This is a genomic window from Rhodococcus sp. NPDC076796 (assembly GCF_040702765.1).
Classification (GTDB): Bacteria; Actinomycetota; Actinomycetes; order Mycobacteriales; family Mycobacteriaceae; genus Rhodococcoides.
Genome location: NZ_JBFBMS010000003.1, coordinates 116,409 through 140,675, shown reverse-complemented (window position 1 = coordinate 140,675; position 24,267 = coordinate 116,409). Strand labels below are relative to the sequence as shown.

Sequence of the window (24,267 nt, the reverse complement as noted above, 5' to 3'; positions counted from 1 at the left end):
CGCGCGCTCTGCCTGCGCGCACACTAGGGTGGGAACCGCGTGTGGCACCCCGCACGCAGGCACAATCAGACATCTGTTTTCACAACTTTTAGGAGCGAACAGTGACGATCCGGGTAGGCGTCAACGGCTTCGGCCGCATCGGGCGTAACTTCTTCAGGGCTGTCGATGCGCAGAAGGCGCTCGGTACCACCGACATCGAAATCGTTGCTGTCAACGACCTGACCGACAACGCATCGCTCGCACACCTGCTCAAGTACGACTCGATCCTGGGTCGCTTGTCGCACGACGTCTCGCTCGAGGGCGAGGACACCATCGTCGTCGGTGGCCAGAAGATCAAGGCGCTGTCGCTGCGCGAGGGCCCGTCCGCACTTCCGTGGGGTGACCTGGGGGTCGACGTCGTCGTCGAGTCCACCGGTATCTTCACCGACGCTGCGAAGGCTCAGGGCCACATCGACGCCGGTGCCAAGAAGGTCATCATCTCCGCGCCCGCCAAGGGCGAGGACATCACCATCGTGATGGGCGTCAACGACGACAAGTACGACGGCAGCCAGAACATCATCTCGAACGCGTCGTGCACCACCAACTGCCTCGGCCCCATCGCCAAGGTTCTCGACGACGAGTTCGGCATCGTCTCGGGTCTGATGACCACGATTCACGCGTACACGCAGGATCAGAACCTGCAGGACGGCCCGCACAGCGATATGCGTCGCGCCCGCGCTGCAGCTCTCAACGTGGTCCCGACCGGTACCGGTGCAGCCAAGGCAATCGGCCTGGTTCTCCCGCAGCTGCTCGGCAAGCTCGACGGCTACGCGCTGCGGGTTCCGATCCCGACCGGCTCGGTCACCGACCTCACCGCGCTGCTGAAGAAGTCGGCCTCCGCCGAGGACATCAACGCTGCGATGAAGGCTGCTGCCGAGGGTCCGCTGAAGGGCATCCTGAAGTACAACACCGATCCCATCGTGTCCTCGGACATCGTCACCGACCCGCACTCGTCGATCTTCGATGCGCCGCTGACGAAGGTCATCGACGACCAGGTCAAGATCGTCTCCTGGTACGACAACGAGTGGGGCTACTCCAACCGCCTCGCCGACCTCATCGGTCTCGTCGGCAAGTCCCTCTGACACCGATGGCTGTCAAGACACTGCAGGATCTGCTCGATGCCGGTGTCGAAGGCCGTGGCGTCCTCGTGCGATCGGACTTCAATGTCCCGCTCGAGGACGGCACGATCACCGATCCCGGCCGTATCCAGGCGTCGATCCCGACTCTTCGGGCACTGGTCGAGGCGGGTGCCAAGGTCATCGTCACCGCGCACCTCGGTCGTCCCGACGGCAAGCCCGACGCGAAGTACAGCCTGGCTCCGGTCGCAGCGAAACTGGGCGAGCTGCTGGGACGCCACGTTCAGCTCGCGGGCGACGTGGTGGGTCAGGACGCCGAGGCTCGCGCCGAGGGTCTGACCGACGGCGACGTACTGCTGCTCGAGAACATTCGCTTCGATCCGCGCGAGACCAGCAAGGACGAGTCCGAGCGGGCTGCTCTGGCTCGTGAGCTCGTGGCTCTGGCGGGCGACGACGCGGCGTTCGTCTCCGATGGATTCGGCGTCGTGCACCGCAAGCAGGCGTCGGTCTACGACGTGGCGCAGTTGCTGCCGCATTACGCGGGCACCCTCGTCGCTGCCGAGGTCGAGGTGCTGGCCAAGCTCACCGAGGACGCTGCTCGTCCGTACGCGGTGGTGCTGGGCGGCTCCAAGGTCTCGGACAAGCTCGGCGTCATCGAGGCGTTGGCCCCCAAGGTCGACACCCTCGTCATCGGTGGCGGCATGGCGTTCACGTTTCTTGCCGCGCAAGGATATTCGGTCGGAAACTCGCTGCTGCAGGAGGATCAGATCGGGGTCTGCAAGGACCTGCTCGAGCGTTTCGGAGACGTGATCCACCTGCCCGTCGACATCGTCGTCGGAGACAAGTTCGCCGCGGACGCCGAGGCGAAGACCGTCAAGGCGTCCGAGATTCCGGACGGCTGGATGGGCCTGGACATCGGGCCCGACTCGGTCAGTCGTTTCGCCGTGGTCCTCTCGAACGCCAAGACCGTCTTCTGGAACGGACCGGCCGGCGTGTTCGAGTTCGACAAGTTCTCGGCCGGCACCAAGGGCATCGCCGAAGCGATCATCGGAGCCACCGAGAAGGGCGCGTTCAGCGTCGTCGGCGGCGGCGACTCCGCGGCTGCGGTGCGCACCCTCGGACTGCCCGACGACGGCTTCTCGCACATCTCCACCGGCGGCGGTGCATCCCTCGAATACCTCGAAGGCAAGCAGCTCCCCGGCCTATCCGTCCTGGAGGCGTAACGCATGGCACGTAAGCCGCTCATCGCGGGCAACTGGAAGATGAACCTCAACCACCTCGAGGCAATCTCGCTGGTGCAGAAGATCGCTTTCTCGTTGCCCGAGAAGTACTTCGACAAGGTCGACGTGACGGTGATCCCGCCGTTCACCGACATCCGTAGCGTGCAGACCCTGGTCGAGGGCGACAAACTCCTGCTCACCTACGGTGCGCAGGACGTCTCGTCCGAGGACAAGGGTGCCTTCACCGGCGAGATCAGCGGATCCATGCTGGCCAAGCTGGGGTGCACCTTCGTCGTCGTCGGTCACTCCGAACGACGCACGCTGCACAGCGAGGACGACGCCGTCGTGCTCGCCAAGACGAAGGCGGCGCTGAAGAACGGACTCACTCCGATCGTGTGCATCGGCGAGGGTCTGAACATCCGTGAGGCCGGTGAGCACGTGGCCTACAACGTCGCGCAGCTTCGTGGGTCACTCGACGGACTGTCGGCCGAGGACATCTCCAAGATCGTGATCGCCTACGAGCCGGTGTGGGCCATCGGCACCGGCCGAGTCGCGTCGGCGTCGGACGCTCAGGAAGTGTGCGGTGCCATCCGCGAGGAACTGAAGTCGCTGTCCTCGGACGAGGTCGCCGCGGGCGTGCGCGTGCTGTACGGCGGATCGGTCAATGCGAAGAACGTCGGCGAGATCGTCGGTCAGCCCGACGTCGACGGCGCACTGGTCGGCGGCGCTTCGCTCAAGGCCGAGGAGTTCGCCACGTTGTCGGCCATCGCTGCAGGTGGACCCCTGCCCTGATCGGCCATCGGCAACGCTGCAACAAACGGCTTCGGACACCTCGCGTCGGCGGGGTGTCCGAAGCCGTTCGCGGGGCCAGGTAGGCTGCTGAAGGCATCGAATCGAGTTTGAGGTGGACATGGATCTGTTTCTGGATATTCTGCTGGTCGTCACCAGCCTGGCGCTGATCTTGCTGATCCTGCTGCATCGCGGCAAGGGCGGCGGATTGTCCAGCCTGTTCGGTGGCGGAGTACAGTCCAGCCTCTCCGGTTCCACCGTCGTCGAGAAGAACCTCGATCGCCTCACGGTCTTCACCGGCATCATCTGGCTCATCGCCATCCTCGGTATCGGTCTGGAGATCAAGTACACCTGATCGGATTCGGCTCCGAGTGCGAGTTGGTGACGGAGCGACGATACTGGGTGGATGAGCGAATCCTCCTACGAGTCAGTCGGTTCCCCAGCTTTCGTCCCACCGACAGCTCAGGGTCGGGAGTTGACAGAGCCTCTCCGTGAGGACATCCGCTATCTCGGCGGCATCCTGGGTGAGATCATCTGCGAGCACGAGGGCGAGGACGTCTTCGACCTCATCGAGGCAGCGCGTGTCGAATCCTTCGCGGTTCGCAGATCCGAGATCGAGCGGGACGATTCGGTCGGACGCTACACCGATGTGGAAGTGGCACAGGCAGTTCCACTCATTCGCGCGTTCAGCCACTTCTCGCTTCTTGCCAATCTTGCCGAAGATCTGCACCGCGAACGTCGTCGCGCGATTCACCTCGACCGCGAGGACCCGCCGCAGGACAGCAGTCTCGACGCCACCTGGCTCAAGATCGATGCCGCGTCACCGTCGCGCGAGCAGGTGGCCGCCGCGCTGACGGATGCTCTGGTGGCTCCGGTGATCACCGCACACCCCACCGAGACACGTCGCCGGACCGTGTTCGACGTGCAGTCGAAGATCACCGAGCTGATGCGCCGCCGCGATGTTGCCACTGCGGCGGTCGAGGGCAAGGCCGCCAGTGCGGCGAAGGAACTGGCCGCCATCGATGTGCAGATCCGCAGGCAAGTGCTGACCCTGTGGGAGACAGCTCTGATTCGGTTGTCTCGTCTGCGAATTCAGGATGAGATCGAGGTCGGCCTCCGCTACTTCGAGTCGTCTCTCTTCGACGTCATGCCTGCCCTCAACGCGGATGTGCGTGCGGCGCTGCGTGCGCGGTGGCCCGAGGACGACCTGCTGCCTAGGCCGATTCTGCGCCCCGGATCGTGGATCGGCGGCGACCGTGACGGCAATCCGAACGTGACCGCCGACGTGGTACACACGGCGACACATCAGGCCGGATACGTCGCGTTCGAGCACTACCTCGACGAGCTGGTCGCCTTGGAGAAGGAACTGTCGATGTCCGCGCGCCTGGTGGACGTCACCGAGGATCTCGCCGCCCTGGCCGGCGCATCGGCCGAACCGGACGATCGCCGATCGGACGAACCGTATCGGGTCGCCGTCGTCGGCATCCGGGCCCGGCTCACTGCCACCGCCGAGGCGGTACTCGACGCGGTGCCGGTATCCGGGGTGGACCTCGGGGCGCAGCAGTACGGCGGCCCGCAGGACATCCTCGACGACCTCGACATCATCGACCGGGCGTTGCGAGCGGACGGTGATGCGTTGATCGCCGACGATCGACTGCTGCGGCTCCGACAGTCGGTCGAGACGTTCGGCTTCCATCTGCAGGCCTTGGACATGCGGCAGAACTCCGAGACCCACGAAGAGGTGGTCGCCGAGCTGCTGGCCTGGGCCGGTGTTCACTCCGACTACATGTCCCTCGGAGAGGACGAGCGGGTCTCGGTGCTGTCGCAGGAACTTACGACCAGGCGGCCGCTCGTCGGCCCCAACGCGCAGCTCAGTGAGCTCGCCACCAAGGAACTGGGCATCGTCAGGGCCGCCAAGGAGGCCATCGACCACCTGGGCCCCGACACCATCCAGAACTACATCATCAGCATGTGTCAGTCGGTCAGTGACATGCTCGAAGCGGCGTTGCTGCTCAAGGAAGCGGGCATCTTCGACCCGGGCACCGACGGCTCGGCGCCCACGTCGACGGTGGGTGTCGTTCCGCTGTTCGAGACCATCGAGGATCTTCAGCAAGGTGCCGCGACCTTGCTCGCCACGCTCGACGTCCCGATCTATCGCGCGCTGGTGGCCGGGCGCGGCATGAATCAGGAAGTCATGCTCGGGTATTCGGACTCGAACAAGGACGGCGGGTATCTGGCAGCGAACTGGGCGCTGTACCGCGCCGAGCTGGATCTGCTCGAGGCCTCACGCAAGACGGGTATTCGCCTGCGGCTCTTCCACGGACGCGGCGGCACCGTCGGCCGCGGCGGCGGTCCCAGCTACGACGCGATCCTGGCGCAACCGCCGGGCGTGGTGCAGGGGTCGCTGCGGCTGACCGAACAGGGCGAGATCATCGCGGCGAAATACGCCGAGCCGTCCATGGCGCGTCGCAATCTCGAGTCTCTGGTCGCGGGAACGCTCGAATCGACTCTGCTGGACGTGGAGGGTCTCGGGGACGGCGCAGAAGCTGCATACGACATCCTGGACGACCTCGCCGCGAAGGCCCGCGCCGCATACGGCAGGCTGGTGCACGAGGAGCCCGGTTTCGTCGAGTACTTCCGCACGTCGACGCCGGTCGCCGAGGTGGGCGAGCTGAACATCGGATCGCGTCCCGCATCGAGGAAGCCGACGAACTCGGTCTACGACCTGCGCGCCATCCCGTGGGTGATGTCGTGGAGTCAGTGCCGCGTCATGCTGCCCGGGTGGTACGGAACAGGTTCGGCGTTCGAGGAGTGGGTCGGCGACGACGATGCCAAGCTCGAGGTGCTGACCGACCTGTATCGAAAGTGGCCGTTCTTCCAGACCGTTCTGTCCAACCTGGCGCAGGTCATGGCCAAGTCGGATCTGGGCATCGCTGCTCGGTACGCGGAGTTGGTTCCCGACGCAGACCTGCGTGCGCGGATCTTCGGCATGATCGAGGCCGAACACGCGACGACTGTGCGGATGTACCTGAAGATCACCGGTCACAGTCGCCTGCTCGAAGACAACCCGTCGCTCGAACGCTCCGTGCACAACCGATTCCCGTACCTCGAGCCGCTCAACCAGATGCAGGTGGAGATGCTCAGGCGCTACCGAAACGGTGACGACGACGAACGCGTCAAGCGAGGAATCCTGCTGACGATGAACGGTCTCGCGACGGCACTGCGCAACAGCGGTTAGTCCCGTACGAGGGGCGAGGAACCGGTCGGCAGTCGATCGCGTCCAACGAGGTATGAGGCAGTGCAGCAGCTCGACGGACACCTGGCGAAACGGATCCGCCTACCGCGCGAACGGTAGGCGGATCGGACGATCAGACATCCAGTGTGAGCCTCATGCCGTCGAGAACGACGGCGAACCTCGGGAACGCGACTTCGGGGCCGAACCCAGTTAGCTCGGCAGCTGTCGGGTCCGAGGTCAAACAGTGTCCAGCTTGGACGCTGCGCCGGCGTCGAGGAACCAGACCGTCGATTCGGTGCCCAGCGCGCCGGCCGACGGGACGTCGTCGGAATCGGCCCCGCCCACCGCAGCAGCGACGGCCTCGGCCTTGTTCGCTCCCGAGACGAGCAACCACACGTGCTGTGCGCGGCGAACCGCAGGCAGCGTCAGGGTGATGCGCACCGGCGGGGGCTTGGGGGAGTCCTCGACCGCCACGACGAAGCGATGCTGCTCGCGCACTGCATCGGTGTGGGGGAAGAGCGAATTGATGTGGCCTTCACCGCCCATTCCGAGGAGATGAACGTCGAACCGGGGAGTCGGCTCACCTTCGGATCCGGAATGCAGGATCTGCGCATACGTTGCCGCGGCCACCTCGGGGTCGCTCCCGTGCGGTCCGTCGGACGCGGCCATCCGGAACACCCGATCCGGATGCACATCGACGTGATCGAGCAGCGCCTCCGAGGCCTGAACTTCGTTGCGCTCAGGATCTCCACAGGGCAGGAAGCGCTCGTCGCCGAAATAGATGTCGACCTTGCCCCAGTCGATCGACCCGGAGTCCGTTCGTAGCGCCTCCAGCAGCGCGATTCCGGTGCCACCGCCGGTCAGCACCACCGACGCGGAGCCTCGCTCGGCCTGCGCGGCTGTGACCACGTCGACGAAGCGCGATCGGGCTGCGTCGACCAGGGCCTGCGCGTCCAAGTACTGAAGTACAGATGTCTTACTCATAGCTCACTTTCGACAGTCCGTGCAGGGCGAGTTCGTAGATCTCGTCCGTGTCGAGTCGGCGCAGTTCCTCGGCGAGGCACTCGCGCGTGTTACGACGCGCCAGTGCGACCTCGGCGTCGGGCTGACCGGTGCGCCGCAGGGTTGCGGTCTTACCGGTCTGCGGTCGCGTCAGCGAAATGCTGCTGTTCTCTCGGATCAGCTCCACCTTCAGCTCACCCGCACGGCGGTAGACCGGCACGTCCAGTTTCGCGGCCAGCCAACCGGCCAGGATGTCGAGTGCGGGCTCCTCGGCCAGTCCCGACACCGTGGCCGAGACGACGGCCTCGAAAGGAGCCTGGTCGAGCGCGGTGGCCAACAGGCCGCGCCAGTAGGTGATGCGACTCCAGGAGAGATCGGTGTCGCCCTCGGTGTAGCTGCTCAGTCGACCCTTGATCGTCGCGGTGGTGTCGGGGGAGTTGGTGGCATCGGTGATCCGCCGAATTGCCAAGCGTCCCAGCGGATCCTTCGCCGGAACGGTCGGCGCCTCGTCCGGCCACCACGCCACGATCGGGGTATCGGGCAGCAGGAACGGGATGACGACGCTGTGCTCGTGATCGGCCAGTTCGCCGTTCAGGCGCAACACGACGACCTCCGATGCACCGGCGTCGCCGCCTACACGGATCTGGGCGTCGAGGCTCGAATCGGCGGATCGGTCTCCGTGGATGAGCACGATCACGCGGCACGGATGCTCACGGCTCGCCTCGTTCGCTGCGTCGATCGCTCGTTCGGCCTTGGCCGGATCTCGGCTGGCGACGATCAGTGTCAGCACCCGGCCGATGGTCACCGCACCGCCTGCCTCACGCACCTCCACCAGCTTCTTGCCGACCTCGGCCGTCGTCGTGGCGGGAATGTCGACAATCACGGTCTTCTCCATTCGCGTCCGGTGCGGTGCATCATCTCGTCACCCGAGGAAGGCCCCCAGGTACCGGCTTCGTACGGTTCCGCGGTGCCACCGGAAGCCCAGAACTCCAGAATCGGATCGAGGATCTTCCACGACAGTTCCACTTCGGCATTGACCGGGAACAACGACGGCTCCCCGAGCAGCACGTCGAGGATGAGGCGCTCGTATGCCTCCGGAGAGGATTCGGTGAACGCCTGGCCGTAGCTGAAGTCCATGCTGACGTCGCGCACCTGCATGCTCGATCCCGGCACCTTGGAGCCGAACCGCATCGTCACACCCTCGTCGGGCTGGACTCGGATCACCAACGCGTTCTGACCGAGTTCTTCGGTCATGGTGGCATCGAAGGGCAGGTGTGGAGCGCGCTTGAACACCATCGCGATCTCGGTGACTCGGCGCCCGAGTGCCTTGCCGGTACGCAGATAGAACGGCACCCCACCCCAGCGCCGCGTGTCCACCTCGAGGGTGATGGCGGCGTAAGTTTCGGTGTTCGACTCCGAGTCGAAACCCTCTTCCTCCTTGAGCCCCTTCACTTTCTGGCTGCCCTGCCAACCCGCGGAGTACTGACCGCGCGCCGAGGTTCGATCGAGTGGCTCGGCAAGTTTGGTTGCCGAGAGCACCTTGATCTTCTCCGATTGCAGCTCTTTGGGGTTGAAGCTGACCGGCTCCTCCATCGCAGTGATGGCGAGAAGCTGTAGAAGGTGGTTCTGGATGACGTCGCGGGCGGCGCCGATTCCATCGTAATAGCCTGCGCGACCGCCCAATCCGATGTCCTCGGCCATCGTGATCTGAACGTGGTCGACGTAGTGCGCATTCCAGATCGGATCGAACAGCTGGTTGGCGAAGCGCAGTGCCAGGATGTTCTGCACCGTCTCTTTGCCGAGATAGTGGTCGATACGAAACACGGTGTCCTCGGGGAACACTCGGTTCACGACCGCGTTGAGCTCTTTCGCGCTCTGCAGATCGTGTCCGAACGGCTTCTCGATGACCACGCGTCGCCAATTGCCGTCCTTGCTCTGCGCCAGTCCCGAGCGCGACAGCTGCTCGAGGACGACGGGGAACGCGCTGGGCGGGATGGACAGATAGAAGGCGTGATTGCCGCCGGTGCCGCGGGTCTCGTCGAGCTCGGTCAGTGTTCGTGACAACTCGTCGAAGGCGTCGTCGTCGTCGAAGGAGCCTTGGACGAACCGGAATCCCTCGGCGAGGGTGTTCCACACTTCCTCGCTGAACGGTGTCCGCGCATGATCGCGCACGGAGTCGTGCACGATCTTGGCGAAGTCCTGGTTCTGCCATTCCCGCCGGGCAAATCCGACCAGGGCGAAACCGGGGGGTAGAAGCCCCCGGTTCGCCAGGTCGTACACCGCAGGCATGAGCTTCTTACGCGCGAGATCGCCGGTCACTCCGAAGATGACCATGCTGCACGGGCCCGCGATACGGGGGAGCCGCTTGTCTCGCGCGTCGCGGAGAGGGTTGAGCCAGTCCGCGGAATGGAGAGGTTCGGTTTCTGCGGTGGGCACAGTCGGTCAGCTCTTCTGACCTGCTTGGCGAAGCTGCTCGCCGGTGGCCTCGAGCAACTCGTTCCAGGCGGCCTCGAACTTCTGGACGCCTTCGTTCTCCAACGTCACGAAGACATCGGTGATGTCGATACCGAGCGCCGAGATGCGGTCGAAGATCTCCTGCGATTCCGGTCCCTTGCCCGAGACCGTGTCGCCGACGACCTCGCCGTGATCGGCAACCGCGTCCATGGTCTTCTCCGGCATCGTGTTCACCGTGTTCGGTGAGACGAGCTCGGTGACGTACATGGTGTCGGGGTAGGCGTCGGACTTCACGCCGGTCGACGCCCACAGCGGACGCTGCGGACGCGCGCCGCTACCGACGAGCTCGCGGAATCGAGGAGCGACCTCGAAGATCTGCTGGTACGCCACATAGGCGAGACGAGCATTGGCCAGAGCGGCCTTGCCCTTGAGTGCCTCGGCGTCGGGGGTGCCGATCGCATCGAGTCGGGAATCGATCTCGCTGTCCACGCGGGAGACGAAGAACGACGCGACCGAGTGGATCTTGTCGAGGTCGTGACCGGCTGCGCGCGCCTTCTCGAGACCCTCGAGGTAGGCGTTCATCACCAGTTCGTAGCGCTCGACGGAGAAGATCAACGTGACGTTGACGCTGATGCCCTCGCCGATCACCTTGGCGATAGCGGGGATTCCGGCCTCGGTGGCCGGAATCTTGATGAGCAGGTTCGGGCGGTCGACGATCTTCCACAGTTCGACGGCCTGCTCGTACGTCTTGTCGGCATCGTGCGCCATGCGGGGATCGACCTCGATCGATACCCGGCCGTCGACGCCTGCACTTGCCTCGTACTGAGGCATCAGGATGTCGCAGGCCTCGCGAACGTCGTCCGTGGTGACCGTGCGGATCGTGGTCTCGACGTCGGCACCTTCACCGGCGAGCTTGTTGACCTGCTCGTCGTAGGCCTCGCCCGTGCTCAGGGCTGCCTGGAAGATCGACGGGTTGGTGGTCACTCCGACGACGCTCTTGGTGTCGATCAGGTCTTTCAGGTTGCCCGATCGGATGCGATCACGGGACAGGTCGTCCAGCCATACCGAGATTCCGGCGGCGGAGAGCTCTGCGAGATTCTTGTTCTGGGTCATGAATTATCCCTTCACATTGGTGATGGAGCGCTGTGCGGCTGCGGTGACGGCCTCGGCCGTGAAGCCGAACTCGCGGAAAAGTGTTGCAGCGTCGGCAGATTCGCCGTAGTGCTCGAGCGAGATGATCTCGCCGAAGCCGCCGACGATCTTCCACCACGGCATCGCGATACCGGCTTCGATCGACACCCTGGCCTTGACGGTGGGCGGAATCACCTGGTCGCGGTAGTTCTGATCCTGGCTCTCGAACCACTCGACGCACGGCATCGAGACGACGCGGGCGGCGATGCCCTGCGCCTCGAGCTGCTTCTGTGCCTCCACGGCGTACTGCAGCTCGGAACCGGTGCCGATCAGCACGACGTCGGGGGTCGCCTTGGACGACTCGACGAGGATGTATCCGCCCTTGGAGACGCCCTCGTAGCTGGTGCCCTCGAGAATCGGGATGCCCTGACGCGTCAGCGCGAGGCCGACGGGTCCGCTGCTGCTGGACTTGGCCAGCACTGCCTGCCATGCGAATGCGGTTTCGTTGGCGTCACCGGGGCGTACCACCGACAGGTTGGGGATGGCCCGCAACGCGGCGAGATGCTCGACCGGCTGATGCGTCGGGCCGTCCTCGCCGAGGCCCACGGAATCGTGGGTCCACACGTAGATGGGGTCGATGTCCATCAGCGACGCGAGCCGAACCGCAGGCCGCATGTAGTCGCTGAACTGCATGAACGTTCCGCCGTAGGCGCGGGTCGGGCCGTGCATGACGATGCCGGACAGGATGGCACCCATCGCGTGCTCACGGATGCCGAAGTGCAGCGTGCGGCCGTACGGCTCGGCGTCCCAGTCATCGGTGGAGATCGACGTCGGGCCGAAGGACTTCGCACCCTTGATCGTCGTGTTGTTGCTACCGGCGAGGTCGGCCGAGCCGCCCCACAGTTCCGGGAGAACGGGTCCGACGGCGTTGAGGACCTCGCCCGACGCCGCACGTGTCGCGACGGCCTTGCTGCCGGGCTCCCAGGTGGGCAGAACGTCGGTCCAGTTCTCGGGCAACGTGCCCTGGGTCAGGCGGTCCAGCAGCTTCTTGCGCTCGGGCTCGCGCGCGGCCCAGGCGTCGAATTCGACGGTCCACTCGGCGTGGGCCTTGCGGCCGCGTTCCTGCAGCTTGCGGGTGTGGCCGATGACCTCGTCGGTGACCTCGAACGTCTTGGCGGGGTCGAAATCGAGTGCCTGCTTGACCTTCGCGATCTCCTCGTCGCCCAGTGCGGCACCGTGGACTGCACCGGTGTTCATCATGGTGGGGGCCGGGAAGCCGATGATGGTGCGCAGCACGATGATCGACGGCTTGTCGGTGACGGCCTTGGCAGCCTCGACGGCCTCTTCGATCGCGGTGACGTTCTCGCCGCCTTCGACCACCTGGACGTGCCAGCCGTAGGCCTCGTAGCGCGCGGCGGTGTTCTCGCTGAGGGCGATGTCGGTGGAGTGCTCGATCGAGATCTTGTTGTCGTCGTAGAACAGGATCAGGTTGCCGAGCTGCTGAGTACCGGCCAGCGACGACGCCTCGGACGTGACGCCTTCTTCGATGTCTCCATCGGACGCGATCACGTAGATGAAGTGGTCGAACGGGCTCCCTCCCAGAGCGGGCTCGGGATCGAACAGGCCACGCTCGCGGCGCGCCGCCATGGCCATGCCCACGGCCGAGGCGAGCCCCTGGCCGAGCGGGCCGGTGGTGATCTCGACGCCGTCGGTGTGGCGGAACTCGGGGTGTCCGGGAGTCTTGGACTTGTAGGTGCGCAGTGCCTCGATGTCGGCGAGCTCGAGTCCGAAGCCGCCCAAGTACAGCTGCAGGTAGAGCGTCAGGCTCGAGTGCCCGCACGAGAGCACGAACCGGTCGCGGCCGATCCAGTGCGTGTCGGTGGGGTCGTGGCGCATGGTGCGCTGGAAGAGGGTGTAGGCGAGGGGGGCCAGGCTCATCGCGGTTCCGGGGTGGCCGTTGCCGACCTTCTGCACTGCGTCCGCTGCCAGAACACGAACGGTGTCGACCGCTCGGGTGTCCAGGTCCGTCCAGTCGCTCGGGTGGTGCGCCGTGGTGAGGACGTCAATATCGTCTGTGATCGACACGAGCAGAAATCTCCTGACATTCGTTCGAGTTGTGGCTCCGAGGAATCGTCACTCGGCGGCAACTGCGATGCGCCTGGGAGAAGCACGTGCGCAGTCGGTGCCGAAGGACGTCCTTCACCAGCCTAGTTCCGTCCGACCCTACTGTCGTGCCTTCCCCCGGGCGATTGCGCGCGGGTTACTCGTAGGCGACATATTCCTCACTTTGGGTGCCCTGCGAATTGGAGGTGCAAACCCAGCCGTCTACCATCGGTCGTAGTAGGCGCACGTTAGTCGGCCCCCGCGGTGGTAGTTGCGGAGGACCGCGCGTGCGCGCAGGCGCCGAAGCGTCGCCGTGGAGAGTCAACCCGCGTGCCGGTGGCACGCGAGCAAGTGGCCGAGCGCCAGAGAACGACAGTCGTGCGAGGAGACGCAGTGCGAATTGGGCAGCAGCCGGGCGGACACGGTTTCGCCGGCGGCCCCGGATTCGGAGCAGACGACAAGGGTGAGCCCACGCAGGCCGCGCCGGTGACGTCCGCCCCGCGCAGAGCATTCGCACTCTTTCTTGCGTATGTCGCGCTCACGAAGCCCCGGGTCATCGAACTCCTCCTCGTCACGACCATTCCGGCGATGCTGCTGGCCGACCGAGGAAACGTCGATCCGTGGCTGATCCTTACCACGCTGTTCGGCGGAATGCTGGCCGCGGCCAGCGCCAACACGCTGAACATGGTGGTCGACGCAGACATCGACAAGGTGATGAAGCGCACCGAGAAGCGCCCACTCGCCCGCGGTGCCATGCCCGTCTCGCACGCCCTGATCTTCGGGCTCGTCCTGGGTGTGTTCTCGTTCTTCTGGCTGTGGGCCACCACCAACCTGCTCAGCGGTGTGCTTGCCGTCGTCACCATCTGCTTCTACATCTTCGTCTACACACTCGTGCTCAAGCGGCGCACCTCGCAGAACGTGGTGTGGGGTGGCGCGGCCGGTTGTATGCCGGTGATGATCGGCTGGTCCGCCGTGACCGGCACGATCGGGTGGCAGGCGCTGGTGATGTTCCTGGTCATCTTCCTGTGGACGCCGCCGCACACCTGGGCGCTCATGCTCCGTTACAAGGAGGACTACCAGGCCGCCAACGTGCCGATGTTGCCTGCGGTCGCCTCGGAAACCAAGGTCACCAAGCACATCGTGCTGTACGCATGGGCCACCGTTGCCGCAACGCTCGCGTTGGCGCCGGGCTCGGGCGTCGTCTACGCGGCCGTCGCCGTCGCGTCGGGAGTGTGGTTCCTCGTCGTGGCGCACCGCCTGTACGCAGGCGTGCGAGCGGGAACCCCGGTCAAGCCCCTCAAGCTGTTCATTCTCTCCAACGAATACCTGGCACTGGTGTTCTGCGGCCTTGCCGTCGACTCGGTGCTCGGCTGGCAAACGCTCGCCCAGCTTCTCTCCTGAGCGAGCGTCCGCCGAGATCCGGATCTCAGGGAACCAGAACGATGGACCCGGTCGTCCTGCGTGACTCGAGATCGATATGGGCCTGCGCCGCGTCCTCCAGCGCATAGCGCGCACCCACCTGGACGGTGAGCGCTCCGCTCTCCATCGCTGCGAACACGTCACCGGCCCGCCATTCCAGTTCCGCTCGGTCCCGTATGTGATGCGCCAGCGTGGGCCTGGTCAGGAACAGGGATCCTGCACCGTTCAGCCGCTGCGGATCCATGGGCGGGACCGGACCGCTCGCCGCACCGAACAGAGCCAGCGTCCCTCTGATCCGAAGCGACGCCAAACTTGCCTCGAACGTGTCGGCGCCGACGCCGTCGTACACCGCATGGACGCCCTCGCCGTCGGTGATCTCGCGCACGCGTGCGGCGATGTCCTCCTCGTAGCGCAACACGTGGGCGGCACCGGCATGCAGGGACAGCTCTGCCTTCGCATCCGTGGAGACCGTGGTGATCACGTTCACGCCCTTCGCCACCGCCATCTGCGTCAACAGCAGCCCGACGCCACCTGCGCCGGCGTGCACCAGGACGGTCTCACCGTGCTGGGCCGGGTAGGTGGATTCGATCAGATAGTGCGCCGTCATGCCCTGCAGCAGTGCCGAGGCAGCCTGATCGGCGGGAACGCCTTCGGGTACCGCGATGGCCGACGAGGCGTCGACCAGGACGTAGTCCGCGTAGCTACCCGGTGCTGTGGCCCAGGCGACGCGATGTCCCGGTGCGAAACCGGTGACGTCCGCTCCGAGTTGTTCGATCACCCCTGATCCCTCGTCGCCGGGAACGTACGGCAGCGCGCGCGGGTACAGTCCGCGCCGAAAGTACGTGTCGATGAAATTGATGCCGACGGCGTCGATCCGAACCAGGAGTTGACCGGGTCCCGGCGTGGGTATCGGAACGTCGACGATGTTCATGACCTCGGGTCCGCCGGTGTTGTCGATTCGAATGGCACGCATGAACACCGTTCTACACGGGCGCGTCGCACCCAGGTACACAGATCCGCTCGATGCACGAAGGCGAGCGAAGTTACCGATCAGTAACGACTCGACGGGTCGATGCGGGGATCGTGGACGACCTCGGTATCGTGTCGGCATGGCTACCGAAATCGACAGTGCGGGTATCGAGAAAAACGAGTCGAACGACGTTCCCAAGGGAACGCTCGCGGCAGTGAAGAGCTTCCTCGCCGACCACGGCAACTCTGCCAACGTGGTGATCCAGCCGGTCGGTCGGGCCGGGACTCGGCTCACCATGGTCGGTGCCGACGGCGTCCTGGGGGACCAGGTTGTGGCGACGACCGCCATCGCCCGCGCGATCGTCGACGGTCTCGACCAGTTGACCGAGGCCGAATGGGACCGCGAGCTGGTCAGTTCGGTCAATCCGGCACCTGGACACCACGAGAAGATGGCCGGGTGGGTAGCCAATCAGAAGAAGTTCCCGAAGGCACGCAACCAGGCGATCGTCTGAGCGGAGAAAAGTCGCAAAACTTGTTCGATTCGGCGGGAACCATCTCGGTACCCGGTGCGTCGAAGTCAGTGGAGGGGCAGTCGGCCATCTGAGGGGGAGGTCGGCTGCCCCTCCACCCTGTTCGAAGTTCGACCGATCGTCACGAGCGAACTGCAACGTCCTCGGTGGTCTCGATCTTCTCGGACGTGGCCGGGCCGCGAGTTCGGCAGGCCGCCCAGACGGCTGCGGTGGCGGCGGTACAAGCGCCCGCACCGGCCACGTGGAAGGCAACGAGCACGGCCGGAACGCCGGTGAAGTACTGGACCAAGCCGATCAGAGACTGTGCGAGCACCAGAGCGATCAGGACATTGAGTCGAAACGTGACCGCCTTCGGCGCACGCACTGCGTACAGCGCGAATGCCAGTCCGACGAGCAGGGCCAGGTAGCCGACCAGGAACTGGGAGTGCGCGTGCACCAGCGTCACGATCTCGATACCGAGGCGCGGTACCGGTTCTTCGACGCTCTTGTCGCCTGCGTGCGGACCGGCTCCGGTCACCATGGTGCCCGCGATCAGCACGCCCGCCAGAGCGATCCCGGACAGCCCCGTCAGCGCTCGCAGAGCACCCGGCACCGTGGGCGTCGACTCCGACGGCGCATCGCTCTCGCCCACCTTGGCGTACAGCAGCGTGGCCAGCCACACCATCGCCATCGAGACGACGAGGTGAACGGCGACCGTCCACCACAGCAGTCCGGTCAGCACCGTGAATCCGCCGATGACGGCCTGCACGACGGTACCGAGTGGCATCAGCCACGCGAAGAACAGCACTTCCCGACGACGCCGCGCCCTGGTGACGGCGATGACGACAGCGGCGGCCGCGAGAACAACCACGAACGTGAGCAGACGATTGCCGAACTCGACCGCCTGATGCAGAATCGGCACCTCGGACACCCCGACGGGAGTGAAGCTGCCGGGGAAGCACTGCGGCCACGTGGGGCACCCGAGACCGGATCCGGTGACGCGAACGACGGCACCGGTGACTGCGATGCCACCTTGGGTCAGGATCGCGATGAATGCCAGCACCCGTTGCACTCGAAGCGAGGGCAAGGGCAGGAGATCGACGATGCGCAAGAACGCTCTGTACAGCACCCCACGATGGTAAACGCCGATCAACTACACAGCGTCGTTGGGTGGCGAGCGTCGATCAGGTGAACTTGAACGTGCGGACGGCGAGGGTGCCGCACACCACAGCCCACACCAGTAGCACGACCACACCGAAGATGTCGAAGGACGAGGACACGCCTCTGCTCAGTGCCTCACCCAGCGCGCCGGACGGAACGATGCGTGCGACGTTCTGCAGTCCTTGGGGGATCTGGTCGTCCACGAACACCGCGCTGCCGATTCCCAGCATCACGAACCAGGCGATGTTCGCGAGCGCCAACACGATCTCGGCGCGCAGGGTGCCGCCGAGCAGCAGTCCCATCGACGCGAAGGTGATGGTTCCCAGAGCGATGATGACGGCCCCGAGCAACAGACCCGTCGCGCTCGGGCGCCATCCCAGAGCGACGCCGATCGAGCCGAGCAGAATCGACTGCAGAATCACCACGATCACCACGGCGGCGGATTTGCCGCCGATGATGCCCCACCGCGGAAGTGGTGTCGCCCCGAGCCTCTTGAGAGCGCCGTAGCGGCGGTCGAAGCCGACAGCGATCGCCTGGCCGGTGAACGCCGTCGACATGATGGCCACCATCATCACGGCCGGGACCACTCGGGCGACTCGGTCGGTGCCGAGTTCGCCGAACGGCAACAGGGTCAATCCGATCAGCAATGTGATCGGGATGAACATCGTCAGCAGCAACTGTTCACCGTTGCGCAGCAACAACTTCAGTTCGAGGCGGGTCTGCGCGAGCAGCATGCGCGCAGCCGACGCGGGCTGCGGGCGAGGCGAGAACAGGCCTGTCTCGAATCGGTTGTCGGCGAGCCGGGCTTCTCTGCGCACGGTCACTTCCTCAATTCTCTGCCGGTCAGCTCGAGGAACACGTCCTCGAGGCGGCGCTGGTCGACCTGTAACTCGGTGGCCAACACGTCCTGCTGTGCACACCAGGACGTGACGATCACCAGAATCTGCGGCTCGATCACGCCAAAGACCACATAGGAGCCGGGCGTCGGTTCCGACGGTACGTAACCCGGGGGAAGAGCCGCGTCGAGCATGGACAGTTCGAGTCCCGGGGGTGCGGTGAAGCGCAGTTGGCCCTCGGCGCCCTGCTTGGTCAATTCCGACGGTGTGCCCGAGGCGACGACGCGGCCGTTGTCGATGATCGTCAGCCGGTCCGCCAGCTGCTCGGCCTCGTCCATCAGATGTGTCGTGAGCAGTACGCCGACACCGTCGCGGCGCAAGGCGTCGATCAGTTCCCACACCAGCAGCCGGGCCTGGGCGTCGAGCCCGGCGGTCGGTTCGTCGAGGAAGACCAGTTCGGGCCTTCCGACAATGGCGCAGGCCAGGGCCAGTCGCTGCTGCTGCCCACCGGAGAGCCGCCGGTACGGGGTGCGGACGGCAGAGGTCAGGCCGAGGCAATCGAGCAGCCACGCCGGATCGAGTGGGTCGGCCGAGTACGAGGCGACGAGTTGGAGCATCTCGCCGGCTTTGGAGCCGGGGTACGCACCTCCGCCCTGGAGCATGACGCCGATGCGTGGCCTCAGCTGCGCCGACTGTGCCACGGGATCGAGACCGAGGACCCGGACCGAGCCGCCGTCGGGTGCGACGAATCCCTCGCACATCTCGACGGTGGTGGTCTTTCCGGCACCGTTGGGGCCCAGCAGCGCGAGAACCTCGCCGGGGCCGATGTTCAGGCTCAGTCCGTCGACGGCACTGACACCGTCGTACGACTTGCGTACGTCGGTCAGTTGTACGACAGGTTGCGCCGCGTCGGACGTCCCGGAGATCACGAGGACTCAGCGTATTCGTCGGTGCTGCGGTCGCGTGCCGGTGGTCCGGTGCGGGTGGGCCACGGCATCCGGTTTCGCGTGAGGAGGTAGAGCACCGCGATCGTCAGGATGGTCATGACTGCGGCCTGCACGATCTGGAACGGCTGGTACTCACTGCCGTTCGGCATGAGGATCACGCTCACCAACGACGAGAAGGCGATGGCAGGACGCCGGAACGAGGGAGTCGTGGCCCACGCTGCCAGCGGAATCACTGCCCACAGCAGGTACCAGGGCTGCACCACCGGGAACAGGAGAACGACGGCCCCGAGCGCGACGCCGAGTGCGCCGACCGGATGCAGGCGGCCGCGCAGAACGGCGATCAGCATCCGGACGACGATGATCCCCGCGACAACGGCGGCGATCGGGCGAGTGAGACCCAACACAGCGGTGGTGTGGTCGCCGAGGCCGAGAAGCACGCCGACGAATCCGGTGCCCAGACCGAGGATCGTGGGAATCGACATCCAGCTGCGTACCACCCCCGCAGTACCCAGAGTGTTGATCCAGCCGAAGCCGAGCCCACTGCCCAGGCTCACGGCGACTTGGACCGCGACGGCGATCGAGCCGAGCAGGAGCGCCGCGTACATCACGGATCTGAGGGTCCCGCCCCATCGCCGCGACAATGCCATCCCCACGAAGCCGAGCGCGATGAGCGAGGGGATCTTGATCGTGGACGACAGCGCGATCAGGCCTGCTCCGCCCAGGAGAAATGCGATATCGGTGCTGCGTAGAGCACCCGAGCGCTCGATCGCGCGAAGCGCCAGTTCGGTACCCGCCAGCATGAGCCCGATCATCAGGGCTTCGTTGTGGATACCGGCCACCAGGTGGAACAGCAGCAACGGGTTCGCGGCACCGAGCCACAGTGCCGTCACCGACGCAACCCCGCAGCGTCGGGCGAGACGGGGCAGCGACCAGACGATCAGCGCCACGCCCACCAGCGCGAGCAAGCGATGAAGAAAGATGCCCGCAACGATGTTCTCGCCGGTCAGGTACGTGATTCCGCGCCCCATCCACAGGAACAGCGGACCGTAGGGTGCCGGGGTCTCGCGCCAGATGTTGGGAACCGTTCGGGTCAGTACGTTGTCGGCCCCGAGTGCATCGACCGGACCGACCTCGTACGGGTCGAGTCCGCGTGCGGTGATCTCGCTCTGGGCCAGGTAGGAGTAGACGTCACGCGAAAACATCGGCGGTGCCACACTCAACGGCAGGATCCACAGCAGCAGCGTGCGGTCCATTTGGGAACGAGTGAGCCGACGCGGGGTGCCTCCCGATCGCGTGCGTCCCAACGCGAATCTTCCCAACAGCAACCACGCGAGCACCACGATGACGGTTCCGGTCATCGTGACGGTCAGTGCCGAGGTCGCCATCCGGGACGGCAGGCTCAGGAAACGGACGCCTGCGATCGGGTTCTGCAGCACCGGTTGCGCTCCCGCGCCGAGGGCACCGATCGCCATCAGCAAAGCGCCCGCAGCCCCGAAACGGCGGATGTTCCTGAGCTGGTTCGTTTCCGACGGATTCAGCCCCGGTGCTTCCGGCTCGTCTCCGTGCAGGGTGGCGACGCCGCCGCCAGGCGGACTGGACTCGAGCCCGATGACTCGGCGCGCGGGAGCCACGACGAACCGGTGGACGAGCGCAGTCGGCGTGGACTTCGATGTGCCGGACACCGACGGAGACTCGGGACCGCTCGCGGAAGGTGAGCTCTCGAAACTGGGCTCACTGTCGGTCGATGGCACAGTGGGAGCGTAGCGGTGCACTCGCGCGCGACCTCCACCGTGCTCGGTGAGCGAGCCGCATAGGGCACCCTTGCTGGACCGGTTACCGCAATTCCGTCACACTGGTGTTGTGAAAACAACCGAGAGTTCGCTCGTGCGTCCGGGAAGTGTCGAGTCATCGGCCTCCGGCGCAGGCGTTTCGTCGGTGCGACCCACGTCGGCCCCCGAGGGGCAGACGCGGAGCGCTGTGGTCACTCTGCTTCTCGAAGAGGGTCCCATCACCGCCTCCGACATCGGTACTCGGCTGGGGTTGAGCGCGGCAGGTGTGCGACGTCACCTGGACGCACTGATCGACGCGGGCGAGGCCCGCATCACCACTCCTGCGGGTGCTCGGCAACGTGGTCGGGGACGACCGGCGAAGCATTTTCAGCTCACCGCGGCCGGGCGTAACCGTCTCGGCCACACCTACGACGATCTTGCCGGTGCCGCCATGCGGCAGCTACGCAAGATCGGTGGAGACGCGGCCATCGAGACATTCGCCCGGCAACGCGTCAACACGATCGTGGCCGACGTGGAGCCGGCGACGGGATCCGACGCGCATGCCGTGGAGGACGCCGCCGACCGAATCGCCGACGCGTTCAGTGCGGCAGGTTTTTCTGCCACCACCCGTCAGGTGGGCAACGGTGTGCAGATCTGCCAGCACCACTGCCCGGTGTCGCACGTCGCCTCCGAGTTTCCGGAGTTGTGCGAGGCAGAGCAGACCGCGTTCGCCGAGATTCTCGGCACGCACGTGCAGCGTTTGGCGACCATCGCCAACGGCAACTGCGCATGCACGACGCACGTGCCGCTGTCACCGACGCGGCACTCGAACACCGATAGTTCCGACAAGAAGACTTCCGACGCGCAGCCCCGTGTCGGAGAACGCCCACGCCTCCGGAAGGAGCCCGCATGACCGTCACACCAGACCAGGTGACACCCACCGCGCCGCTGACCCAGGACGAGACCATCGCCTCGCTCGGCACCTACGGATACGGCTGGGCCGACTCGGACGTAGCCGGTGAAAGCGCCAAGCGCGGGCTTTCCGAGGCCGTCGTCCGCGACATCTCGCAGAAGAAGAGCGAGCCCGAGTGGATGCTCGAGGCGCGCCTCAAGGCTCTCAAGACGTTCGAGCGCAAGCCGATGCCGAACTGGGGTTCCAACCTCGACGGTATCGATTTCGACAACATCAAGTACTTCGTGCGGTCCAGCGAGAAGCAGGCTGCAACGTGGGAAGACCTGCCCGAAGACATCAAGAACACGTACGACAAGCTCGGCATCCCCGAGGCGGAGAAGCAGCGCCTCGTCTCCGGTGTCGCTGCTCAGTACGAGTCCGAGGTGGTCTACCACTCGATCCGTGAGGATCTCGAGGCCCAGGGTGTGTTGTTCCTCGACACCGACACCGCCCTCAAGGAGCAGCCGGAGCTGTTCCGCGAGTACTTCGGCACCGTCATCCCCGCAGGCGACAACAAGTTCTCCGCACTGAACACCGCGGTGTGGTCCGGCGGATCCTTCATCTACATCCCGCCGGGCGTCCACGTGGACATCCCGCTGCAGGCCTACTTCCGGATCAACACCGAGAACATGGGTCAGTTCGAGCGGACGCTGATCATCGTCGACGAGGGCGCATACGTGCACTACGTCGAGGGCTGCACCGCGCCGATCTACAAGTCGGATTCGCTGCACTCCGCCGTGGTGGAGATCATCGTCAAGAAGGGCGGTCGTTGCCGCTACACGACCATCCAGAACTGGTCGAACAACGTCTACAACCTCGTCACCAAGCGCGCCAAGGCCGAGGCAGGCGCAACGATGGAGTGGGTCGACGGCAACATCGGCTCCAAGGTCACCATGAAGTACCCGGCCGTCTGGATGACCGGCGAGTACGCCAAGGGCGAGGTTCTCTCGGTCGCGTTCGCAGGCCCGGACCAGCACCAGGACACCGGCTCGAAGATGCTGCACCTGGCCCCGCACACGTCCTCGAACATCGTCAGCAAGTCCGTCGCTCGCGGCGGTGGCCGGACGTCGTACCGCGGTCTGATCCAGATCAACAAGGGAGCGCACGGTTCGCGCTCGACGGTCAAGTGCGACGCGCTGCTCGTCGACACGATCAGTCGTTCCGACACGTACCCGTACGTCGATATCCGTGAGGACGACGTGTCCATGGGCCACGAGGCCACCGTCTCGAAGGTCAGCGACGATCAGTTGTTCTACCTGATGAGCCGCGGCATGACCGAGGACGAGGCCATGGCAATGGTCGTGCGCGGCTTCGTCGAGCCGATCGCTCGCGAACTGCCGATGGAATACGCGCTCGAGCTCAACCGGCTCATCGAGCTGCAGATGGAAGGGTCGGTCGGATAAGTGAACAACCCCCTCACCGGAGTGATGGGTGCCGTGGCATCCGAAAACCCCGAGTCGGCCAAGGAAGACAAGTCGAAGCTCGTCGAGAACAAGGGCGCTCAGTTCACGTCCTACGACGTGAATGCGTTCGAGATCCCGTCCGGCCGTGACGAGCTGTGGCGTTTCACGCCGCTGCGTCGGCTGCGCGGCTTGCACGACGGTTCCGCTGTCGCCGACGGGGCCGCTCAGGTCACCGTCGGCGCCCCGGAATCGGTGGTCGTGGAGACCGTCGGTCGCGATGACGAGCGACTGGGCAAGGCCGGCGTTCCGGCCGATCGTATTGCCGCTCAGGCATTCTCGGCGTTCACCGAGGCCACGATCGTCTCCGTGCCGAACGAGGTCGAGGTGGCCGATCCGATCGAGATCACCGTCGACGGTCCCGGTGTCGACCATGTCGCCTACGGCCACGTGCAGATCCGGCTCGGTACGTTCGCTCGTGCCACCGTCGTGATCGACCAGCGGGGAAGCGGCACGTATGCCGAGAACGTCGAGTTCGTTCTCGGTGACAGCTCGCACCTGCATGTCGTACTGATCCAGGACTGGCAGTCCGACGCCGTGCACGTCGCAGCACACCACGCGATGCTCGGGCGCGACGCGGTGCTGCGGCACTACAACGTCAGCCTCGGCGGCGATCTGGTCCGCATCAGCCCGACCGTGCGCTACAGCGCGCCCGGCGGCGACGCGAACCTGCTCGGTGTGTACTTCGCCGACGCAGGCCAGCACCTCGAGCAGCGACTGCTCGTCGACCACTCGGCTCCGCACTGCAAGTCGAACGTGATGTACAAGGGTGCGCTGCAGGGCGAAGTCGGTCCGGGCAAGCACGACGCGCACACCGTCTGGATCGGCGACGTTCTCATCCGCGCCGAGGCCGAGGGCACCGAAACGTACGAGCTCAACCGGAACCTGGTACTCACCGACGGCGCTCGCGCAGACTCGGTGCCGAACCTGGAAATCGAGACCGGCGAGATCGTCGGAGCCGGCCACGCCAGTGCGACCGGCCGCTTCGACGACGAGCAGCTGTTCTACTTGCGCGCTCGCGGCATCTCGGAGGAGGTGGCCCGACGCCTGGTCGTCCGCGGTTTCTTCCACGAGATCATCGACAAGATTCCGGTCCCCGCCGTACGTGAGCGTCTCGACGCCGCCATCGAGACCGAACTCGCCGTCGTCGGCGCGTAGGTCCACCCGAACCTTTCTCGACTGCACAAAGGAACTTT

At 65.4% G+C, this 24,267-nt stretch carries 20 protein-coding genes; 10 read left to right on the top strand and 10 right to left on the bottom strand.

The window, feature by feature from the left end:
- The first annotated feature begins 101 nt into the window (after window positions 1-101).
- The 5 genes from gap to ppc all read left to right on the top strand — a co-directional run bounded on the left by gap (window position 102) and on the right by ppc (window position 6,362).
- Entirely contained in the window at window positions 102-1,121 is a 1,020-nt protein-coding gene (gene gap / locus AB0366_RS10840; RefSeq protein WP_121869931.1) for a type I glyceraldehyde-3-phosphate dehydrogenase, read from the top strand.
- A gap of 5 nt (window positions 1,122-1,126) precedes the next feature.
- Window positions 1,127-2,338, top strand: coding sequence for a phosphoglycerate kinase (locus tag AB0366_RS10835; RefSeq protein ID WP_032377823.1), 1,212 nt, complete (start codon window positions 1,127-1,129; stop codon window positions 2,336-2,338).
- A 3-nt stretch (window positions 2,339-2,341) separates the two neighbouring features.
- Window positions 2,342-3,127 (top strand): triose-phosphate isomerase, encoded by a 786-nt coding sequence (tpiA, locus tag AB0366_RS10830; RefSeq protein ID WP_366243953.1) that lies wholly within the window; start codon window positions 2,342-2,344, stop codon window positions 3,125-3,127.
- 118 nt (window positions 3,128-3,245) lie between these two features.
- Window positions 3,246-3,479 (top strand): preprotein translocase subunit SecG, encoded by a 234-nt coding sequence (gene secG / locus AB0366_RS10825; protein WP_068050526.1) that lies wholly within the window; start codon window positions 3,246-3,248, stop codon window positions 3,477-3,479.
- A 51-nt stretch (window positions 3,480-3,530) separates the two neighbouring features.
- Complete coding sequence (gene ppc / locus AB0366_RS10820) at window positions 3,531-6,362, top strand: phosphoenolpyruvate carboxylase (protein WP_366243952.1); 2,832 nt, start codon at window positions 3,531-3,533, stop codon at window positions 6,360-6,362.
- A 234-nt stretch (window positions 6,363-6,596) separates the two neighbouring features.
- Here ppc and pgl read toward each other — a convergent pair whose 3' ends face one another.
- Genes pgl through tkt form a run of 5 tightly spaced genes read right to left on the bottom strand, consistent with a single transcriptional unit; the run spans window position 6,597 to window position 13,031 of the window.
- Complete coding sequence (gene pgl, locus AB0366_RS10815) at window positions 6,597-7,343, bottom strand: 6-phosphogluconolactonase (protein ID WP_366243951.1); 747 nt, start codon at window positions 7,341-7,343, stop codon at window positions 6,597-6,599.
- The gene (opcA, locus tag AB0366_RS10810; protein WP_183130148.1) at window positions 7,336-8,244 is read right to left on the bottom strand and encodes a glucose-6-phosphate dehydrogenase assembly protein OpcA; all 909 of its coding nucleotides are present in this window, start codon (window positions 8,242-8,244) and stop codon (window positions 7,336-7,338) included. Before opcA ends, pgl begins: the two co-directional genes overlap by 8 nt.
- A complete protein-coding gene (zwf, locus tag AB0366_RS10805; protein WP_094615170.1) occupies window positions 8,241-9,797 on the bottom strand; it encodes a glucose-6-phosphate dehydrogenase in 1,557 nt (518 codons plus the stop codon). Before zwf ends, opcA begins: the two co-directional genes overlap by 4 nt.
- Window positions 9,798-9,803: 6 nt before the next feature.
- On the bottom strand, window positions 9,804-10,928 hold the full coding sequence (gene tal / locus AB0366_RS10800) for a transaldolase (RefSeq protein WP_366243949.1): 1,125 nt from the start codon (window positions 10,926-10,928) through the stop codon (window positions 9,804-9,806).
- A gap of 3 nt (window positions 10,929-10,931) precedes the next feature.
- Window positions 10,932-13,031: a transketolase gene (tkt, locus tag AB0366_RS10795; RefSeq protein ID WP_366243948.1), complete on the bottom strand. Its 2,100-nt coding sequence runs from the start codon at window positions 13,029-13,031 to the stop codon at window positions 10,932-10,934.
- Window positions 13,032-13,442: 411 nt separating this feature from the next.
- On the opposite strand from tkt, the gene AB0366_RS10790 reads away from it, so the two are divergent.
- Window positions 13,443-14,450: a heme o synthase gene (locus AB0366_RS10790; RefSeq protein WP_366243947.1), complete on the top strand. Its 1,008-nt coding sequence runs from the start codon at window positions 13,443-13,445 to the stop codon at window positions 14,448-14,450.
- A gap of 25 nt (window positions 14,451-14,475) precedes the next feature.
- Here AB0366_RS10790 and AB0366_RS10785 read toward each other — a convergent pair whose 3' ends face one another.
- The gene (locus AB0366_RS10785; RefSeq protein ID WP_366243946.1) at window positions 14,476-15,441 is read right to left on the bottom strand and encodes a quinone oxidoreductase; all 966 of its coding nucleotides are present in this window, start codon (window positions 15,439-15,441) and stop codon (window positions 14,476-14,478) included.
- Between the two features lie 136 nt (window positions 15,442-15,577).
- On the opposite strand from AB0366_RS10785, the gene AB0366_RS10780 reads away from it, so the two are divergent.
- Entirely contained in the window at window positions 15,578-15,949 is a 372-nt protein-coding gene (locus AB0366_RS10780; RefSeq protein WP_121872424.1) for a hypothetical protein, read from the top strand.
- A 139-nt stretch (window positions 15,950-16,088) separates the two neighbouring features.
- Here AB0366_RS10780 and AB0366_RS10775 read toward each other — a convergent pair whose 3' ends face one another.
- The 4 genes from AB0366_RS10775 to mptB are packed head-to-tail and all read right to left on the bottom strand — an operon-like array spanning window position 16,089 to window position 20,521.
- Window positions 16,089-17,075, bottom strand: coding sequence for a heme A synthase (locus AB0366_RS10775; protein WP_366243945.1), 987 nt, complete (start codon window positions 17,073-17,075; stop codon window positions 16,089-16,091).
- Window positions 17,076-17,130: 55 nt separating this feature from the next.
- Complete coding sequence (locus AB0366_RS10770; RefSeq protein WP_121869922.1) at window positions 17,131-17,931, bottom strand: ABC transporter permease; 801 nt, start codon at window positions 17,929-17,931, stop codon at window positions 17,131-17,133.
- Window positions 17,928-18,872 (bottom strand): ABC transporter ATP-binding protein, encoded by a 945-nt coding sequence (locus tag AB0366_RS10765; protein ID WP_366243944.1) that lies wholly within the window; start codon window positions 18,870-18,872, stop codon window positions 17,928-17,930. The genes AB0366_RS10770 and AB0366_RS10765 overlap by 4 nt, the downstream gene beginning before the upstream one ends.
- On the bottom strand, window positions 18,869-20,521 hold the full coding sequence (mptB, locus tag AB0366_RS10760) for a polyprenol phosphomannose-dependent alpha 1,6 mannosyltransferase MptB (protein WP_366244400.1): 1,653 nt from the start codon (window positions 20,519-20,521) through the stop codon (window positions 18,869-18,871). The genes AB0366_RS10765 and mptB overlap by 4 nt, the downstream gene beginning before the upstream one ends.
- Before the next feature lie 193 nt (window positions 20,522-20,714).
- Here mptB and AB0366_RS10755 point away from each other — a divergent pair, with 193 nt between their 5' ends.
- The 3 genes from AB0366_RS10755 to sufD are packed head-to-tail and all read left to right on the top strand — an operon-like array spanning window position 20,715 to window position 24,229.
- Entirely contained in the window at window positions 20,715-21,572 is an 858-nt protein-coding gene (locus AB0366_RS10755) for a metalloregulator ArsR/SmtB family transcription factor (RefSeq protein ID WP_366244399.1), read from the top strand.
- Window positions 21,569-23,014, top strand: coding sequence for a Fe-S cluster assembly protein SufB (gene sufB, locus AB0366_RS10750; protein ID WP_032377835.1), 1,446 nt, complete (start codon window positions 21,569-21,571; stop codon window positions 23,012-23,014). Before AB0366_RS10755 ends, sufB begins: the two co-directional genes overlap by 4 nt.
- A 24-nt stretch (window positions 23,015-23,038) precedes the next feature.
- Window positions 23,039-24,229, top strand: a complete 1,191-nt coding sequence (gene sufD / locus AB0366_RS10745; protein WP_366244398.1) for a Fe-S cluster assembly protein SufD — start codon at window positions 23,039-23,041, stop codon at window positions 24,227-24,229.
- Window positions 24,230-24,267: the final 38 nt, after the last annotated feature.

Bases quoted from the DNA above. Each gene is read 5' to 3' on its own strand.
- AB0366_RS10835 (WP_032377823.1), top strand. From the start codon at position 1,127: ATGGCTGTCAAGACACTGCAGGATCTGCTCGATGCCGGTGTCGAAGGC.
- tpiA (WP_366243953.1), top strand. From the start codon at position 2,342: ATGGCACGTAAGCCGCTCATCGCGGGCAACTGGAAGATGAACCTCAAC.
- secG (WP_068050526.1), top strand. From the start codon at position 3,246: ATGGATCTGTTTCTGGATATTCTGCTGGTCGTCACCAGCCTGGCGCTG.
- ppc (WP_366243952.1), top strand. From the start codon at position 3,531: ATGAGCGAATCCTCCTACGAGTCAGTCGGTTCCCCAGCTTTCGTCCCA.
- pgl (WP_366243951.1), bottom strand. From the start codon at position 7,343: ATGAGTAAGACATCTGTACTTCAGTACTTGGACGCGCAGGCCCTGGTC.
- tal (WP_366243949.1), bottom strand. From the start codon at position 10,928: ATGACCCAGAACAAGAATCTCGCAGAGCTCTCCGCCGCCGGAATCTCG.
- AB0366_RS10785 (WP_366243946.1), bottom strand. From the start codon at position 15,441: ATGCGTGCCATTCGAATCGACAACACCGGCGGACCCGAGGTCATGAAC.
- AB0366_RS10780 (WP_121872424.1), top strand. From the start codon at position 15,578: ATGGCTACCGAAATCGACAGTGCGGGTATCGAGAAAAACGAGTCGAAC.
- sufB (WP_032377835.1), top strand. From the start codon at position 21,569: ATGACCGTCACACCAGACCAGGTGACACCCACCGCGCCGCTGACCCAG.
- sufD (WP_366244398.1), top strand. From the start codon at position 23,039: ATGGGTGCCGTGGCATCCGAAAACCCCGAGTCGGCCAAGGAAGACAAG.